Genomic DNA, 16,708 nt, shown 5'->3' on the forward strand with positions numbered 1-16,708 from the left:
CCTAGTTGTCAGCTGTGTGCCGCGGCACTCGCTAGTCCTGCCGTCAGATCCCCGAAGCCGGTGGCGCGCCGCTCATAGGCGAGCCCAAGCAGGGCGGCGGCCTTTTCGGCGACCCTGTCGAGTTCCGGATCGTCGGTCTGGGCGAGGTAGATCAGCTTCTCGTAGTTGCCGAAATAATCCTTGATCAGTTCGGGATGCCTGTCGAGGCCGAGCGGCTTCATGAAGAAGGCGTCGAACTGACGGCACAGGAAGTCCGTCATGTAGAAGGACATCATGTCGTCGTCGGCGATCTTCGCGTAGGACTCCATGCCTTGATAGAAGGCGAAGCAATGCGGTCCAGCCATGCGCTCGACGCCGTGCTTCTCCAAGACGCGGTCAAGCAGGCCGCCGGTGCCGCAATCGGCATAGCCGACGAAGATGTGCTCATAACCCTCCGCCTTGGCCTTCTCGATCGCCTTGTCCATGGCCGGCGCGATGCGGTCGGGATAGAAGTGAAACTCCGCCGGCAAACATGTCAACTCGAGGTGATCCAGCCCGAGCTGTTCCTTGACGGCCAACACCTCACGGGCAATCATCCCGCAGGCGATAATGAGCACCTTGTCCGCTTGATTCGGTTTCGTTTTCTGTGTCTTGGCCATGATGGAACCAGTCGAGCGGGCCCCGTTGCTGTGGGGCTAATTTATCTTTTTGAGGGAGACGCCATCCATGAAACTGCTGCGCGTAGCGCCTATTGCCATTCTTGCCTGTGCCTTGGCCCTTACGGCTTGCGCGAACACCGTCCGCGGCGTCGGCAAGGACGTCAAATCGACGGCCAGGGCTGTCAACGACACCGTCACCAAACCCTGAGCCGCAGCCTTCCCAATCATCTGGGAACAAAAAAGCCGCGCTGCAAGGCGCGGCTTTTTCATGGGTCATTGCGGAACCGTCAGGTTCAAGCCGAAGCGCGCACATTGTGCTTGCGCTTCATGTAGTCCTTGGCGGTCTCGACCGCCACCGCCGCATCGCGGCAATAAGCGTCTGCGCCGACAGCCTTGCCGAACTCCTCGTTGAGCGGCGCGCCGCCAACCAGCACGACATAGTCGTCGCGGATGCCCTTTTCCTTCATCGTGTCGATGACGACCTTCATATAAGGCATGGTGGTGGTGAGCAGCGCCGACATGCCGATGATGTCCGGCTGATGCTGCTCAATCGCGTCGAGATACTTCTCGACCGCGTTGTTGATGCCGAGGTCGATGACGTCGAAGCCGGCGCCTTCCATCATCATGCCGACAAGGTTCTTGCCGATGTCGTGGATGTCGCCCTTGACGGTGCCGATCACCATCTTGCCCTGCTTGGGCGCGCCGGTGGCGGCGAGCAGCGGGCGCAGGATGAACATGCCGGCCTTCATCGCATTGGCGGATAAAAGCACCTCGGGAACGAACAGGATGCCGTCGCGAAAATCCTCGCCGACGATGCGCATGCCCTCGACAAGCGCTTCGGTCAGCACCTTGTAAGGCACCCAGCCGCGCTCGAGCAGGATGCGCGTGCCTTCCTCGATCTCTTCCTTCAACCCGTCATAGAGGTCGTCGTGCATCTGCTGCACCAACTCGTCGTCGGAAAGTTCGGAAAGGATGATCTCGTCGTCGGACATTTTTTACCCAGCTCCCTACGGCATCGCGACTGTGTCGCAAGGCACAAAATATTGGCGTTCATACCTAACCCGCAACGGCTGTGTATCCATAGCTGATTTGCGACTTCCCGCAAAAGGAAAGCGACTGGAAAATCTATTGGTTTTCTTGTCGATTTTGCGACAGGCGTTGGCGCGGACTGGCCGTTTCGAATAGGGTGCATGGCTACGATCCGGCGAAAGCCGCGCCATGCGGCCGCAACGGTTAGAGGCCAGCCATAGTCGGGCAAGGCCATATTCAGGGAAGAGCGATCATGAGCGAACACGCGGCAATCGACCAGGAAGCGTCAAACTCACGGCGTGGGCGCGGCGCCAGCGGTGGAGCGGCGGCCAGGCGTGCGGCGCGCTCCGGCGGCGGGCCCGGCACGCAACTCACCTATATCAAGCGCAAGATCAACGTCTATGAGGTGCTCAACGAGGAAGGGCTGGCCCTGATCGAGAAGAACACCGATACGGTTCTCGAAGAGATCGGCATCATCTTCCGCGACGATGCCGAAGCGCTGCAGCTGTGGAAAGAGGCCGGCGCCGACGTCAAGGGCGAGCGCGTCCATTTCCCGAAAGGTCTTTGCCGCTCGCTGCTGAAGACCGCGCCATCCATCTACACCCAGCATGCCCGCAATGCCGAGCGCTCGGTGCAGATCGGCGGCAATGCCACGGTGTTCGCACCGGTCTATGGCCCGCCCTTCGTGCGCGACCTCGATGGCGTCCGGCGCTACGCGACGATCGAGGATTTCCAGAATTTCGTGAAGCTCGCCTATATGGCGCCGTCGATCCACCATTCGGGCGGCACGGTGTGCGAGCCGGTCGACGTGCCGGTCAACAAGCGCCACCTCGATATGGTCTACGCGCATATCAAATATTCCGACAAGCCGTTCATGGGCTCGGTGACGGCGCCGGAGCGCGCCGAGGACACGGTGGCGATGGCCAAGCTCGTCTTCGGCGACGACTTCGTCGAGAACAACACGGTGCTGACCAGCCTCATCAACGCCAACTCGCCGATGGTGTTCGACGAGACCATGCTCGGCGCGCTGAAAGTCTATTCGCGCCACAATCAGGCCTGCATCGTCACGCCGTTCATCCTGGCCGGCGCGATGAGCCCGGTGACCGTCGCCGGCACGCTAACGCAGGTCCTGGCCGAAGTGCTGGCGGGTGCTTCGTTCACGCAGTTGATCCGGCCGGGCGCGCCGGTGCTGTTCGGCACCTTCGCCTCGTCGATCTCGATGCAGTCGGGCGCGCCGACCTTCGGCACGCCGGAACCGTCATTGGTGTCTTACGGCGCGGCTCAGCTCGCCCGCCGGCTCGGCCTGCCGTTCCGTACCGGTGGCTCGCTGTGCGCCTCGAAAGTTCCGGATGCGCAGGCGGCCTATGAAAGCGCCAACACGCTGAACTCGACCATTCTTGCCGGCACCAACTTTGTCCTCCACTCTGCCGGCTGGCTCGAGGGTGGGCTGGCCTCGTGCTACGAAAAATTCATGATGGACATCGACCAGCTCGGCATGCAGCAGAAATTCTGCGAAGGCGTCGATCTGTCCGAAAACGGCCAGGCCATGGACGCCATCCGCCAGGTCGGGCCGGGCAGCCATTATCTCGGTTGCGACCACACCCAGGCCAATTTCCAGACTGCGTTCTACCGCTCCAACATCGCCGACAACAATTCCTACGAGCAGTGGCTGGCCGAGGGCGAGAAGACCGCACCGCAGCGTGCCAACGATCTCGCCCGCCGTTGGCTGGAAAGCTACGAGGCGCCGCATCTCGACCCGAGCATCGACGAAGCGCTGAAGGACTTCATCGCCAGGAAGAAGGGGTCGATGCCCGACGCCTTCACTTGAAAGGAGCCCGAGTCAGGCGGGGCTAAAGTCGCCAACATCATCCACAAGGAAGTCTGGCGGAGCGCGTTCTCCGATCCGGACAAGAAGGGATGAGTCTGTGCGCGGCATGATCGAAGAGATCGCGGCCGCGCTTGGCGCCCACGGCCTCATCCTGCGCGGCGGCTTTGTTTTTCCCGATGACGAGGATGCCCCTTGCGGCGCCTCGGGCGCGCAGGCGAGGTCCGCGTTGCTGGTAGGGCAGGCGGGTGCGGCACCCTGGCCGCATTTCCTGCGCTGGCGCAAAAAACAGCCACAGGCAATCGCCAATCCGCTCGATACATGGTCACGGCAGGTGATCGGCGCGGTGGCGGAGGCATTCGGCGCGCGTGCCGTTTCGCCCTCCGACAAGCCTTATCTGCCTTTCCAGCAATGGGCGACGCGGGCGGAGGGATTGAGGCCGTCACCGCTCGGTATCCTCATGCATCCGCAATACGGGCTTTGGCATGCCTATCGCGGTGCGCTGCTGTTCGAGGACAAGCTTCCGGTTCAAGCGGCCGATCCCGCGATCCACCTCTGCGACAACTGTGTGGACAAACCCTGCCTGAAATCCTGTCCGGTCGCTGCCTATTCCATCGAGGGATTCGCCTACCAGTCCTGTCTGGCGCATGTGCGGGGAGCGAATGGTGAGCCCTGCCGCAGCGGCGGTTGCCTTGACCGAAATGCCTGTCCCCAAGGCACGTACTACCGCTATCCGCCGGAGGTTCAGGCCTTTCATATGGTGAGCTTCATGCGCTAGCGGCACGCCGTTGGCGGCAGAAATGCCGGCGGAAATGCACAGAGAACCGCTTGCCGCATAATGACCTCGATTGGGTCCTCTTGCGGGTGCTTCGTGGCCGGTCAATACGTTTTTGTGAACGCCACCCGTCAGCCCGGCCTTGCCCTTCCAACCGGCGCCGATATGTATGTGCGACGATCAGAAGGGACCCGGCCATGGCGAAGCGCGGTATCGAGATAAGGACCAGCGATGGTGTCGCAAGAGCAGGACTGTTCCGCTCGTCCGCCGCTTCGCCGACCAAGGCCGGGGTCATTCTCTACCAGGACGCTTTCGGTCCGCGTCCGGCGCTCGATGGCATGGCCGAGCGGCTGGCGGGTAAGGGCTATGCGGTGCTGGTTCCCGATCTTTTTTACCGCAACGCGCCCTATGGTCCGTTCGATGCCAAGACCGCCTTCGCCGACGAGAAGACCAAGGCAGCGCTGATGGCGCTGGTTACCGGCACGACGCAGGAGATGACCATCAGCGACAGTGGCGCCTTTCTTGAGGCGCTGTCGGCGGAAGGTGTCACCGGCCCGATCGGCACCGTCGGCTATTGCATGGGCGGTGCGCGGGCGTTGAACGCCGCCGCGACCTATCCGGACCGCATCAAGGCGGCCGCCAGCTTCCACGGCGGCAATCTGGCCAGCGATGCCGCCGACAGCCCGCACCGCAAGGCGGCCGCCTTCAAGGCGCGTGTCTATGTCGGCATGGCGGGTGTCGACCGGAGTTTTCCGCCCGAACAGTCGACGCGGCTGGAGGAGGCACTGCGGAATGCTGAAGTCGACCACACGATCGAGAACTATGTCGGCATGGCGCATGGCTGGTGCGTGCCGGACCATAGCGTTTATGACGAAGCTGGCGCCGAGCGGCATTGGAGGCGGTTGACGGCGCTGTTTTTGGAGACGCTGGGTTAGAGTTCTACTGGCGAGGAGAGCGCCCGGCGAGGCAGATAACCCTCGAGAGTTGGCGCCGCCCCTCATCCGCCTTTCGGGCACCTTCTCCCTGTGAAGGGAAGAAGGAAGAACGACCTCACAAAAATCTTTCCATCACCCCAAGGATTAGCCATTAGCCTTCGTCCAACAGGCAAATGATGGCGATGATGCTGGATGAGAGCGAAGCCTCCGACGCCGAACTGATCGGGCGGGCGAAGGACGGAGACAGGGGGGCCTTCGGCAAATTGCTGGAGCGTCATTACGACTTCGTCTATCGCGCCGCCTACCGCTGGTGCGGCAGGAAGGCCGATGCCGAGGATATCGCCCAGGAAGTCTGTGTCCGGCTGGGCCGGGCGATCCGCGACTATCGCGGCGGCGGTGCTTTCACGACCTGGCTCTACACCATGACGATGAACGCGGCGCGTGACATGATGCGCAAGACCGCGCGCGAAACGGTGAAGACCGAAGCCTACGGTGTTCATGCGCTGATTTCCGGCGAGGCCTCGGCCGAACCGGAAGACCCGGCCGAGGCGCTGTGGGTGGCGGTGAGGCAGCTTCCGGACAAGCAGCGCGACGCCGTGCTGCTTGTCTATGGCGAAGGCTTGAGCCACGCGGCCGCCGCCGAGGCGATGGCGATCTCGGAGACGACGGTTTCCTGGCACATCCATGAAGCGAAGAAACGGCTGAAGACGCTGATGCGCTCGGCCGGGGAAGTGTGACCATGGCAGACGACAACGAACTCAGAAAGCTGCGCGACACAGCAGTACCGGCGCCGGGCGAGAGCGCGAAGGCACGCGCATTCGAGGCCGCCATGCGCGCCTATGACAAGGAAAATATTTCCGCCGTCGCCCAAGGATCGGCTGCAGGGCTTCGTCTCACAGAGCGAGCACAAAAGCTCTGGAGCGAAATCATGCAAAAGAAACTCATCGCCACGCCGGCTCTTGCCGGCCTCGTCGCCCTGCCGATCGCTGGATACGCCGCTTTCCATCTGCTGAGGGAGCCGTCGCCGTTTGGCGGCGACCAGAAGGTCACCGAGACGCTGGCCGACAAGCCGGCGACGCTGAAACCCTTGGCCAAGCAGGCACCGGGAGATCAGGCCATCAACGAGCCGCTCGCGGCCACTGCGCCGACGAAGGACAAGAAGGCCGACGCGAATACGGAAAGCCGCGATGCCGCCGATGCGCTTGCGGCGCCGCCCGCACCGCCGGAGTCCGAATCCGCCGCTGCCGGATCGGCACAGCAGAGCGCTCAGGAGCGTGGCGTTCTGGCAGAGCCCGCGCCGGCACCGCTGAACAACACCGCTGGCGCACCCAGCGCCTCGCGGGTTGCCCGCATGCAGGCTGGCGAGTCCAAACTGATGGTGCAGCAACCGGCGGCCAACCCGGCCGACCAGATCGCGCCGCAAGAGGAAAACCGCAACCGCGTCGAGGACTTCAAGACCAACCCGGTGCACGAAACCGTGCAGGATCCGGTCTCGACCTTTTCGATCGACGTCGACACCGCCTCCTATTCCTTCGTGCGCCGTTCGCTGAAGGAAGGGTCCCTGCCGCGGGCCGACACGGTCCGTGTCGAGGAGATGATCAACTACTTCCCCTATGACTGGAAGGGTCCGGACTCGGCGTCGACGCCGTTCAATTCGACCGTCAGCGTCATGCCGACGCCGTGGAACGCGCACACCAAGCTGATGCATGTCGCCATCAAGGGGTTCGACATCAAGCCGACCGAGCAGCCAAAGGCCAATCTGGTGTTCCTGATCGACGTCTCGGGCTCGATGGACGAACCGGACAAGCTGCCGCTGCTCAAGTCGGCATTCCGCCTGCTGGTCGGCAAGCTCAAGGCCGACGACACGATTTCCATCGTTACTTATGCCGGTGATGCGGGCACCGTCCTGGAGCCGACCAAGGCATCGGAAAAGGACAAGATACTCACTGCCATCGACAAGCTGACGCCCGGCGGCAGCACGGCCGGGGAGGCGGGTATCAAGGAAGCCTACAGACTGGCGCAAAAATCCTTCGTCAAGGATGGCGTCAACCGGGTGATGCTGGCCACGGATGGCGACTTCAATGTCGGCCAGAGCGACGACGACGACCTCAAGCGCCTGATCGAACAGGAACGCAAGACCGGTGTCTTCCTGTCGGTGTTCGGCTTTGGCCGCGACAATCTGAACGACCGGATGATGCAGACCATCGCGCAGAACGGCAACGGCACCGCCGCCTATATCGACACTTTGGCCGAAGCCGAAAAGGTGTTGGTCGAGGATGCCTCCTCGACGCTGTTCCCCATTGCCAAGGACGTAAAGATCCAGGTCGAGTTCAACCCCAACAAAGTCTCGGAATACCGTCTGATCGGCTACGAGACCCGGGCGCTCAACCGCGAGGATTTCAACAATGACCGCGTCGACGCCGGCGATATCGGCTCGGGCCATTCGGTCACCGCGATCTACGAGATCACGCCCAAGGGTAGCGGTGGCGAGCAGATCGATCCGCTGCGTTACGGCCAGGCCACGGTCAACAATGGCGGTGTCGCGAACGCGGACGAATATGCCTTCGTCAAGATTCGCTACAAGCTGCCGAATGAGGACGTCTCGAAGCTGATCACCACGCCGGTGACCTCGGCCAACGAGGTGTCGTCCTTCGACCAGGCGAGCACCGACCAGCGCTTCTCGGTCGCGGTCGCGGCCTTCGGCCAGAAGTTGCGCGACGAGGATGCGACCGCGAAGTTCGGTTACGACAAGATCATGGAGATCGCCACTGCCGCCCGGGGCGCCGACCCGTTTGGGTACAGGTCCGAGTTCCTCTCGCTTGTGCGCCTTGCCTCGGCACTGGGCGGTAAACGGTAGTGGCGATGCGGCCGGCTTCTTTCAGATGGGTTCGTTCTGACAGCGGAAACCGACCCACGGGCGGGTGAAGGCAGGCCGGCGAGGGACATTTCCCTTGCCGGCCTTTTTTCGCGGAATGTTCCAGGTTGTTAAATTGCGCGGCATTTCCGGTACCGGATCGCAACCCCTCCTTGCTAAGCCCGTCATATCCACGGGCTTGAGGGAGCCGGAATTGCAGATCAGCACGTTCATCAGTTCAATACCGCCGGCGCGGGACGCTTCGGCGGTTTCATCGGCCCCGTCGCCCGAATCCAGGCGCATCAGCGATAATGTCGCGCAGGCGCGCCATACCGCTATGTCGGCGCTGACCAATGATCGCTTTCATGCCATGCTGGAGCAGATCACCGACCCCGGCACGTCGGGTGCGCTGATGACGATGCGCGGCGACAACCTCGTCGACTTCAAGTCGGCGCAGTCGAGCTACGCCGACAACAGCGAATAATCCCAAGAGACAGTGGCCCCGAAGAGATACCAGGCCCGAGCAGATATCAGGCCCGGCCGCGACGCCGCTCGCGGCGGGCTTCGCTGGTCTCGGCGGTGTTCTCCGTCGCCACCTTGTTGCGCATCGGGCCGATACGCTCGACGATCTTCTCAACCGTCGGGCGATCCGCCTTGGTGTGGGCGTCGAGCGCCTTGCGCATGGCGGCAAGATGCTGGAACGAGGTGCCGCAGCAGCCACCGACAATCTTTGCCCCGGCGTCGACGGCGAGGCGCACATAGTCGGCCATCAGGTCCGGCGTGCCGGAATAGTGGATTTCGGTGCCGCGGAATTCGGGAATGCCGCAATTGCCCTTGACGATCACCGTCGCCTCTGGCTTCGCATCGGTCATGTCGAGCAGCGACGCCAGGATATCGGAGGCGCCGACGCCGCAATTGGCGCCAACGCCGAGCGGCGCTTGCGCCAAGCCATCGACGACGCCATGGATGTCTTTCGGCAGCAGGCCCATCATGGTGCGGCCCGCCGTATCGAAGGAGCCGGTATAGGTGTAGGGCAGGCCGACGCGGATGGCGGCTTGCGCCGCGGCGCGAATCTCGTCTGGCGCAGACATGGTCTCGATCCAGGCGACTTCGGCGCCACCTTCCTTAAGACCTTCGATCTGCTCGGCGAAGGCGTCGACCGCCTCGTCATAGGTCATGGCGCCAAGCGGCACCAGCAATTCGCCGGTCGGGCCGATCGAGCCCGCGACAATCACCTTGCGGCCGGCCTTGTCGGCGACAGCGCGCGCGATTTCGGCGGCGCGCTTGTTAAGCGCGTGCACGCGGTCCTGCGCATGGTGCAGCTTCAGCCGGTGGCGGGTGCCGCCGAAGGAATTGGTGAGGATGATGTCGGCGCCGGCATCTACGAAATTCTGGTGCAGGCTGGTGATGGTGTCGGGCGCCGTCTCGTTCAGCAGTTCCGGCGCCTCGCCAGCCTCCAGCCCCATGGCGAACAAATTGGTGCCCGTGGCGCCATCGGCCAGCAGCACGCCCTTTTCAGCCAGCAGCGCATCGATCGGATTGGTGGTCGTCATCGGATTGGCTTTCATGTTTCGAATTCGAATAAGGATATAAAGAAGTCTTTATGTCCAGTCAATGAAATAGCAACCGGACCATCGCTCGGGCGGGTGCCGTTCCTCATGCCGCTCAGACAGAGCCTGATGCGAACGGCATGCCAGCCAGATTGCGCGCGAAGGCGGCGGCCTCATGCGGGTTGATGTCGGCGGCACGGATCAGATTGTCGAAATGCCGGGTCAGTGCCTGGACCGGCTGAGTGGCGTTCAGCACCACATACATGTCGCCGACATAGATGGCGGCGCGATAGGGGCCGAAGATGGTTAGCGGGATCGAATAGCGCATGCGGCCGTCATAAAGAAACAGGCGAAAGGTCGGGTAGAGGTCGTCGAGCAGCGTCGCCATATGGGTAAGCTGCTGCTGACGGTCGGCCGCCGGAAAACGGTCCCACACGCCGAGACCCCGTGCGAAGATCTCCAGCGTGTGACGCGGCATGCAGACTTCCATGTCGGTTTCCGGGCGCCGGTTGTATTCTATGCGATATCGGGTCTCGCTGGCCTGTGCCAGACGGCTCCTGTTGGTGATATTGGCCTCGTAATCGACGAGCGCTTGGGTTCGCAGGAGATCGGGAATGCCGGCCGGCACATAGCGGATCTTGGTGCCCGCGGCTTCAGCGAACCATTTGGCGAGCAGCGTGCGGTCGAAACCGTCCGGCGCTTCCTCGATCTCGAGGCTTTCGCGGATTTCACCGGTGACGCCTTCGTCCTGGCTAAGGCCAAGCAGCCAGTCCAGGGAGACCTTGAATTCGGCTGCTATGTTGAGCAGCGTTTCGGCCCTCGGCAGGCGTGTCGAGGCGCCCGACATGAGCTGCGACAGAGCCGATCGATCGATGCCGACGGCTGTCGCGAACGCCGACTGGTTAAGGTCCGACCGTGTCAGGAGCAGCTTCAGGCGTTCCCGAAAGGTCGTCGACAAGTCGCGTTTATCCATCCTTTCGCTCCTTGCTTCGGAAGGAAAAATTTGCGCCGAGAAGCCTTATGGGGGACTTCAGGCGTAAATGAATCCCTATGGGTGTTTACAAAGTACAACATATGCGGCCGAAAATGCGCAGACGCAACATTTTGTATACTTTGTCGCGTTGAGTGGAATCACGTCTCCTGACACAATGCTGTCAGGAACCGGTTGGAGTTCCGGCGACTGAGGGACAGTGGTCGATAGCATGAGCATACCAGGCAAGAGCATCCGTCGAAGCAGCAAACCGGCCATCGAATGGCCGACCGTGGTCCTCGCTTTCTTCTGCTATGGCACATGGTTCGCCGCCGGTCTCTTCCTCTGGCCATCCTATCCCATCCTGGCCCTCATCGTTATGGCTGTCACGCTGGCACTGCAGTCCTCGATCATGCATGAGGTCCTGCATGGTCATCCGACCCGCCATGCCTTGGTCAACGAGGCCTTTGTCTTTCTGCCGATCGGCCTTGCCTGGCCGTTCCGGCGCTTCAAGACCATTCACCTGCGCCACCATGCCGACGAGCGGCTGACCGATCCGCTGGATGATCCCGAGAGCTACTACAAGGCGCTCTGGATGCATGAAGACATGCCGCCGCTGATGAAATTCCTGCTCAAGGTCAACAACACCATGGCCGGTCGCCTCGTGCTTGGGCCGTGGCTGTCGTGCATCGGCTTCTTCATCGATGACGCCAAGCATGTGATCGCCGGCGACAAGGCGATCCGCAAGGCCTGGCTGCTGCATGTCATCGGCCTTGCCATCGTGCTGCCGGTTGTCCAGTTCGGTTTCGGCATACCGCTCTGGCTTTATGTGCTGGTGCCGGTGTGGCTTGGCCAGTCGCTGATCTCGATCCGCACCTATGCCGAGCATCAGTGGTCGGAGCATCCCGAAGGCCGCACGGTGATCGTCGAGCGCTCGCCGCTGTCGTTCCTGTTCCTCAACAACAATCTGCACTTCGTGCATCACAAGAGCCCGACCGTTGCCTGGTATCGGTTGCCGAAACTGTTTCGCGATCGCCGCGAGGACTGGCTGCGGATGAACAACGGCTATGCCTATCCGAACTATTTCGCGCTGATCAAATCCTATGCCTTCAAGGCGAAGGAGCCGATCGTGCATCCGGTTCTGCGGCGCGCGCCTGAGCACGGCCGGGCCTTCAAGCCGCGTATCCGCGCGCGCAACATCAATGGGCTCGGCACCGCGCCGGTGCCCGCCGAGCCGCCCAAGGAATAGTCCCTGGACAGCCCGGGATCCGTGTCGCCCAATTCTGATTGGGCGCCGTGTTTCTGCGATCCTTTCTCCAGACATGGTGATTGAGTGCCGGCATGAGCGAATTGATTGCGGCGTTGCCGATGTATGACTGGCCTGAAGCGCGCGGCGAGGTCGATGCCCAATGGGCTCGGTTGCGTGATGCCTTCCGGCAAAAAGGGATCGGTGCGCCGAAAACCATCGTGCGGCGCAATGGCGATCTGCCGCCGGTTCCGGACGGCATACGCGATCCCCAGGGCGCTTTGATCGCACCGGACCCGGCGACATTGCCGGCGGACGAACTCGATTTCCACGAGATATGGCTGCACCCGGCGCTACTGTTCGCGCAGACGTGCTGGGGGCCGATGGAGCTTGGGCTGTCGAGCCATGTGCAGGTGGTCGGCCAGCCGAGTTACGACGCCTATGAGGGCGGGCAGGGCGAGCTTTATTCGAGCGCGCTGGTGATGCGGGCAGGCGAGGGCCCGGAGGTGCGGTCACCCGCGGACGGGAAGGCCTTGCTGCCGCTCGATCTCATCCGCGGCAAGCGCTTCACCTTCAACAGCCTGGATTCGATGTCGGGCATCGTTGCGCTGACGCGCGACCTGCTGGCGGCCGGCCAAAGTCTCGATATATTTTCATCGCGCACCGAAAGCGGCGGCCATCGCGATTCTGTCATCGCTGTTGCCGAAGGCAGGGCGGATGTCGCCGCGATCGATTGTGAAAGCTGGGCGCTGGCGCAGCGTTTCGAGCCGGTTGCTGGCAAGGTCGTGACCGTCGGCTGGACGGCACGACGCAAAGGTCTGCCCTTCATTACAGCCAGGACGACGCCGGAAAACACGGTCCGGGCCATGCGCGACGCTCTTGCCGGGCTAGCCGAGCAGCCTCGCATCCAGCGGGTAGGTTGAAAGCTGCTGGTTGCCGCTTTCAGTGATCAGGATCTGCTCCTCGATCTTGACGCCCTCGCGCCCGCCGAGCCGGCCGATATAGCTTTCCACGCACAAAACCATGCCTGGTTCCAGCACCCCGTCAGGCGTGTCCGATGTCCAGTCGCCGGCATGCGGCAAGGTCGGGTATTCATCGGCGAGACCGACGCCGTGGTAGAGCACGCCGTAACGGGTCGGAAAACAGTCGCCCGGCGGCACCACCGAGCGTTCGACGAGGTCGCGGAACGAGATGCCCGGCTGCATCAGTTCGGTGTTGTGCTCGATCTGGTCGGCGGAGATGCGGAACAGATCGCGCTGTTCATTGGTCGGCTTAGTATCTCCGCAAAGCCATGTGCGCGACAGGTCGGCGCAGAAGCCGTAGGGGCCGATCAGGTCGGTGTCGAAGGCGACAAGATCGCCTGATTCAATCTTGCGCGACGAGCATTCCTGGAACCACGGATTGGTGCGCGGGCCCGACACCAGCAGCCGCGTCTCGATCCATTCGCCGCCGCGCGCGATGTTGCCGCGATGCAGTTCCGCCCACAATTCGTTTTCGGAGATGCCGGGCTTCAGCGCCTGCTCCATCTCACCCATCGCCGCCTCGCAGGCGACGATGGCCCGGCGCATGGCAAGAACCTCATCCGGCGATTTGATCAGCCGGGCATTCTCCATCACCGCTTCGCCATTGCCGATGGAAACACCGAGGCGCGCCAGTTCCTCGACGCCTTCCGGGTTGATGTGGTCGACCGCGATGCGGCTGTTGCCGCCGCCATGCTCCTTCACCAGATCGGCGATGCCGGCGGCCCAGCGGCGGACCTTCTGCTCGGTCAGGTCGCCGCTGTAGAGATACATCCATGACACCGCCGGCCGTACCTCGTCGACGACGCCGGAATGGTCGGACAGGTGCTCGCAGGAAAAATAGTCGAACAGCACAACCGGTCCGTCGGTGGCGACGAAACAATGCCGCGTCGGGTTGTGCGCGACCCACAGCTGCATGTTGGTCGAGTCGGTCGCGTAGCGGATGTTGACGGGGTCGTAGAGCAGCGCACCGGCATAGTCCCGGCGCTTCAGTTCGGTGCGGATGCGCTCCAGCCGGTATTGGCGCATCGCCGGCAGATCGGGGGCGGCAACGCCTGCCGCCGCCCATTCCGCTTCAGCCTGGGCGCCATAGCCCAGCACGTGCTGGTTGAGTGAAGCCGCCTTCTCACGGGAGGCTTCGCGCAGCGCCTCGATCGAGCCCGGCTCGAACGGCATGATCTTGCGATGGCGGCCGAAGCTTCCCTTTGGCGCCGCGCTGTCCATCGCTGAACCCTCAGGTCCGCATCTTCTCGCCGCTCGGGTCGAACGGCGCCTCGACATTGATACGGGCCGGACGGCGATGGCCGAGGATCTCGATCTCGAACAATCCGGCGCTTTCATCCTCGGCGAGGGCTGCCGGCACATAGCCCTGCGCCATCGACTTCTGGACGTAATGCGCGTAGCCGCCCGACGTCACCCAGCCGACCACGCGCCAGTCGCCGTCAACGATGCCGCGCACGGCGGACGCGCCTTCAGCGGCCTGGGAACCACGCACTTCCTTGCCCTGGTCGTCGAAGCGCGGCGCGCCATAGCCATGCGGCTTTTCCACCGTGCCATAGTCCTTGCTGACCTTGGCCCAGATCGGCTCGTCGCCCATCACGTCGGCGTCGGCAGCGTCGACGATGAAAGAGACGCGGCGCAGCTTTGGCCCTTCCGCCTGTTCCTTGGCGGCTGCCTCGCGGCCGATGAAGTCGTTCTTTTCGAGCTTGATGAAGCGGTCCATCGAGCCTTCGAACGGGCCGTAGATCGGGCGCAGCTCGCGGAACCAAGTCGGGAAGTTCTTTTCCAGGCGCATCGACAGCAAAGCGCGCATGCCGAAATCGACCAGGCCGAACTCTTCACCTGCTTCCTTGATCTGACGATAGACAAGACGCTGGTAGGCCGGCGCCATCCAGATTTCGTAGCCGAGGTCGCCGGTGTAGGTGATGCGGTTGACCATGCAGGGCGCGCCGCCGACGGCCATTTCGCGGAAATCCATGAAGCGGAAGGCTTCGGTCGAGATGTCGACATCGACCAGCTTCTGCAGGAGGTCGCGGGATTTCGGGCCGGCGATCGACAGGCCTACCAGCGTCTGGTCGAAGCGGTGGATGCGCACCGCCGACCCCCTTGGGCCATCCTTGGGCAGGTGCTTCTCGAACCAGCGCATATGGTATTTCTGCGCGGCCGACGAGCCCCAGATCATAAAGCGGTCTTCGCCGGCCTTGGCGATGGTGAAGTCGCCGATCAGCTTGCCGAACTCGTTGATCATCGGCGTCAGCACGATGCGGCCGATCTTTGGCATCCGGTTGGTCATCAGCCGGTTGAGGAAGTCCTCGGCGCCCGGACCTGAAACCTCATACTTGGCGAAGTTGGCAATCTCGGTGACGCCGACCTTCTCGCGCGTGGCCCGCACTTCCTCGCCGATCGGCCCAAAGTCGTTCGAGCGGTGGAAGGAGACGATGTCCTTCGGCTCCTTGCCCTTGGGCGCGAACCAGAGCGGGGTTTCCAGACCCCAGGAGTCGCCCATGACCGCGTTGTTGGCGAGCATGGTGTCGTAGAGTGGCGTCGTCTGCGCCGGGCGCGCGGCCGGCAGTTCCTCGTTGGGGAAGCGGATGGAGAAGCGGCGCGAATAGTTTTCGCGCACCTTGGCGTTGGTGTAGCGCAGGCCTGCCCATTCGCCGAAGCGGGCGACATCCATGCCCCAGACGTCGAAGCCCGGGTCGCCATGCACCATCCAGTTCGACAGAGCGAGGCCGACGCCGCCACCCTGGCTGAAGCCGGCCATGACGGCGCAGGCGCACCAGAAGTTGGTGAGACCCTGGACCGGGCCGACCAGCGGGTTGCCGTCGAGCGCGAAGGTGAAGGGGCCGTTGATGATCTGCTTGATACCGGCCTTCTCGATGCCGGGGAAATGCTTGAAGCCGATTTCCAGCGACGGCGCGATGCGGTCGAGGTCCGGCGGCAGCAGTTCATGGCCGAAATCCCACGGCGTGTTGACCGGCGACCACGGCTTGCAGGCCTTCTCATAGGTGCCGAGCAGGATGCCGTTGCGCTCCTGGCGGGTGTAGATCTCGCCCTTGAAGTCGAGCACGCCGATCATCTCGCGGCCGGTCGACTTGTTGAACTCCTCGACCTCCGGCATCGGTTCGGTGAGCAGGTACATGTGCTCCATCGCCAGCACCGGCAGTTCGACGCCGACCATGCGCCCGATCTCGCGCGCCCACAGGCCGCCGCAGTTGACGACATGCTCGGCATGGACCGTGCCCTGTTCGGTGACGACGTTCCAGGTGCCGTCCGGCTGCTGAGTCAGGTCCACGACGCGGTTGCGCAGCACGATCTCGGCGCCGAGTTTCTTGGCCGCCTTGGAGTACGCGATGGTGGTGCCCGAGGGATCGAGATGGCCTTCGACCGGATCCCACATGGCGCCGACGAAATTCGTCTCGTCCATCAGTGGGAACATCGCCTTGGCTTCGGAGGGGGTGATCAGTTCGGTGTCCATGCCGAGATAGCGGCCCTTGGCGTGGGCGAGACGCAGGAAATCCATGCGCTCGGGCGTATCGGCCATCATCACGCCGCCGGTCAGGTGCAGCGAGCAGGACTGGCCGGATATTTCCTCGATCTCCTTGTAGAGCTGGACCGTATAGGCCTGCAGCTTGGCGACGTTGGGATCGCCGTTCAGCGTATGGAAGCCGCCCGCCGCGTGCCAGGACGAGCCGGAGGTGAGCTCCGAACGCTCGATCAGCATGATGTCGGTCCAGCCGGCCTTGGCCAGATGATAGAGAACCGAGCAGCCGACGACGCCGCCGCCAATAACAACCGCTTTTACATGGGATTTCATGAAGATGGGTCCGTTCTTAAAGAGATTTAATCGTGAGAGCGGGGCGTGAA

At 62.8% G+C, this 16,708-nt stretch carries 16 protein-coding genes; 9 read left to right on the forward strand and 7 right to left on the reverse strand.

What is annotated here, in order from left to right; translation table 11 throughout:
* Positions 1-8 precede the first annotated feature (8 nt).
* The gene (locus FJ958_RS06670) at positions 9-638 is read right to left on the reverse strand and encodes a DUF1638 domain-containing protein (RefSeq protein WP_140740886.1); all 630 of its coding nucleotides are present in this window, start codon (positions 636-638) and stop codon (positions 9-11) included.
* A 67-nt stretch (positions 639-705) separates the two neighbouring features.
* On the opposite strand from FJ958_RS06670, the gene FJ958_RS06675 reads away from it, so the two are divergent.
* Positions 706-846, forward strand: a complete 141-nt coding sequence (locus FJ958_RS06675; protein ID WP_140740887.1) for an entericidin A/B family lipoprotein — start codon at positions 706-708, stop codon at positions 844-846.
* Positions 847-931: 85 nt separating this feature from the next.
* Here FJ958_RS06675 and FJ958_RS06680 read toward each other — a convergent pair whose 3' ends face one another.
* Complete coding sequence (locus tag FJ958_RS06680; RefSeq protein WP_140701704.1) at positions 932-1,630, reverse strand: B12-binding domain-containing protein; 699 nt, start codon at positions 1,628-1,630, stop codon at positions 932-934.
* Positions 1,631-1,920: 290 nt separating this feature from the next.
* Here FJ958_RS06680 and FJ958_RS06685 point away from each other — a divergent pair, with 290 nt between their 5' ends.
* From FJ958_RS06685 to FJ958_RS06705, 5 genes are all read left to right on the forward strand, one after another.
* Entirely contained in the window at positions 1,921-3,495 is a 1,575-nt protein-coding gene (locus tag FJ958_RS06685) for a trimethylamine methyltransferase family protein (protein ID WP_140740889.1), read from the forward strand.
* 97 nt (positions 3,496-3,592) lie between these two features.
* Complete coding sequence (locus FJ958_RS06690) at positions 3,593-4,270, forward strand: 4Fe-4S dicluster domain-containing protein (protein ID WP_181176308.1); 678 nt, start codon at positions 3,593-3,595, stop codon at positions 4,268-4,270.
* Positions 4,271-4,464: 194 nt separating this feature from the next.
* A complete protein-coding gene (locus FJ958_RS06695) occupies positions 4,465-5,202 on the forward strand; it encodes a dienelactone hydrolase family protein (protein WP_140740893.1) in 738 nt (245 codons plus the stop codon).
* A gap of 176 nt (positions 5,203-5,378) precedes the next feature.
* Positions 5,379-5,939 carry an RNA polymerase sigma factor gene (locus tag FJ958_RS06700; protein ID WP_140740895.1) on the forward strand — a complete coding sequence of 187 codons (561 nt, stop codon included), beginning with the start codon at positions 5,379-5,381 and terminating at the stop codon, positions 5,937-5,939.
* A 2-nt stretch (positions 5,940-5,941) separates the two neighbouring features.
* Positions 5,942-8,059, forward strand: a complete 2,118-nt coding sequence (locus FJ958_RS06705; RefSeq protein ID WP_140740897.1) for a VWA domain-containing protein — start codon at positions 5,942-5,944, stop codon at positions 8,057-8,059.
* 21 nt (positions 8,060-8,080) lie between these two features.
* Here FJ958_RS06705 and FJ958_RS31935 read toward each other — a convergent pair whose 3' ends face one another.
* Positions 8,081-8,410, reverse strand: a complete 330-nt coding sequence (locus FJ958_RS31935; protein ID WP_140740899.1) for a hypothetical protein — start codon at positions 8,408-8,410, stop codon at positions 8,081-8,083.
* Between FJ958_RS31935 and FJ958_RS31940 the strand changes: the two genes are divergently transcribed.
* Positions 8,394-8,540 (forward strand): hypothetical protein, encoded by a 147-nt coding sequence (locus FJ958_RS31940; RefSeq protein WP_140740901.1) that lies wholly within the window; start codon positions 8,394-8,396, stop codon positions 8,538-8,540. The two genes, FJ958_RS31935 and FJ958_RS31940, sit on opposite strands and share 17 nt — an antisense overlap.
* A 46-nt stretch (positions 8,541-8,586) precedes the next feature.
* Here the strand turns inward: FJ958_RS31940 and bmt are convergent, their stop codons facing one another.
* Together bmt and FJ958_RS06725 are read right to left on the reverse strand one after the other, a co-directional pair.
* Positions 8,587-9,609 (reverse strand): betaine--homocysteine S-methyltransferase, encoded by a 1,023-nt coding sequence (gene bmt / locus FJ958_RS06720; RefSeq protein ID WP_181176323.1) that lies wholly within the window; start codon positions 9,607-9,609, stop codon positions 8,587-8,589.
* Between the two features lie 112 nt (positions 9,610-9,721).
* Positions 9,722-10,579: a helix-turn-helix transcriptional regulator gene (locus FJ958_RS06725; RefSeq protein WP_140740905.1), complete on the reverse strand. Its 858-nt coding sequence runs from the start codon at positions 10,577-10,579 to the stop codon at positions 9,722-9,724.
* A 229-nt stretch (positions 10,580-10,808) separates the two neighbouring features.
* Between FJ958_RS06725 and FJ958_RS06730 the strand changes: the two genes are divergently transcribed.
* Positions 10,809-11,825, forward strand: coding sequence for a fatty acid desaturase (locus FJ958_RS06730; RefSeq protein WP_181176309.1), 1,017 nt, complete (start codon positions 10,809-10,811; stop codon positions 11,823-11,825).
* 92 nt (positions 11,826-11,917) lie between these two features.
* The gene (locus FJ958_RS06735) at positions 11,918-12,745 is read left to right on the forward strand and encodes a PhnD/SsuA/transferrin family substrate-binding protein (protein WP_140740907.1); all 828 of its coding nucleotides are present in this window, start codon (positions 11,918-11,920) and stop codon (positions 12,743-12,745) included.
* On the opposite strand, the gene FJ958_RS06740 is transcribed toward FJ958_RS06735, so the two are convergent.
* On the reverse strand, positions 12,710-14,065 hold the full coding sequence (locus FJ958_RS06740; protein WP_140740909.1) for a Xaa-Pro peptidase family protein: 1,356 nt from the start codon (positions 14,063-14,065) through the stop codon (positions 12,710-12,712). The two genes, FJ958_RS06735 and FJ958_RS06740, sit on opposite strands and share 36 nt — an antisense overlap.
* A 10-nt stretch (positions 14,066-14,075) precedes the next feature.
* Positions 14,076-16,658, reverse strand: coding sequence for an FAD-dependent oxidoreductase (locus FJ958_RS06745; RefSeq protein WP_140740911.1), 2,583 nt, complete (start codon positions 16,656-16,658; stop codon positions 14,076-14,078).
* Positions 16,659-16,708: the final 50 nt, after the last annotated feature.

This window comes from Mesorhizobium sp. B2-3-5 (assembly GCF_006442395.1).
Taxonomy (GTDB): Bacteria; Pseudomonadota; Alphaproteobacteria; order Rhizobiales; family Rhizobiaceae; genus Mesorhizobium.

Coding starts and splice junctions, on each gene's coding strand:
- FJ958_RS06670 (WP_140740886.1), bottom strand. CDS start 638: ATGGCCAAGACACAGAAAACGAAACCGAATCAAGCGGACAAGGTGCTC.
- FJ958_RS06675 (WP_140740887.1), top strand. CDS start 706: ATGAAACTGCTGCGCGTAGCGCCTATTGCCATTCTTGCCTGTGCCTTG.
- FJ958_RS06680 (WP_140701704.1), bottom strand. CDS start 1,630: ATGTCCGACGACGAGATCATCCTTTCCGAACTTTCCGACGACGAGTTG.
- FJ958_RS06685 (WP_140740889.1), top strand. CDS start 1,921: ATGAGCGAACACGCGGCAATCGACCAGGAAGCGTCAAACTCACGGCGT.
- FJ958_RS06695 (WP_140740893.1), top strand. CDS start 4,465: ATGGCGAAGCGCGGTATCGAGATAAGGACCAGCGATGGTGTCGCAAGA.
- FJ958_RS06700 (WP_140740895.1), top strand. CDS start 5,379: ATGGCGATGATGCTGGATGAGAGCGAAGCCTCCGACGCCGAACTGATC.
- FJ958_RS06705 (WP_140740897.1), top strand. CDS start 5,942: ATGGCAGACGACAACGAACTCAGAAAGCTGCGCGACACAGCAGTACCG.
- FJ958_RS31940 (WP_140740901.1), top strand. CDS start 8,394: ATGTCGGCGCTGACCAATGATCGCTTTCATGCCATGCTGGAGCAGATC.
- bmt (WP_181176323.1), bottom strand. CDS start 9,609: ATGACGACCACCAATCCGATCGATGCGCTGCTGGCTGAAAAGGGCGTG.
- FJ958_RS06725 (WP_140740905.1), bottom strand. CDS start 10,579: ATGGATAAACGCGACTTGTCGACGACCTTTCGGGAACGCCTGAAGCTG.
- FJ958_RS06730 (WP_181176309.1), top strand. CDS start 10,809: ATGAGCATACCAGGCAAGAGCATCCGTCGAAGCAGCAAACCGGCCATC.
- FJ958_RS06735 (WP_140740907.1), top strand. CDS start 11,918: ATGAGCGAATTGATTGCGGCGTTGCCGATGTATGACTGGCCTGAAGCG.
- FJ958_RS06740 (WP_140740909.1), bottom strand. CDS start 14,065: ATGGACAGCGCGGCGCCAAAGGGAAGCTTCGGCCGCCATCGCAAGATC.
- FJ958_RS06745 (WP_140740911.1), bottom strand. CDS start 16,658: ATGAAATCCCATGTAAAAGCGGTTGTTATTGGCGGCGGCGTCGTCGGC.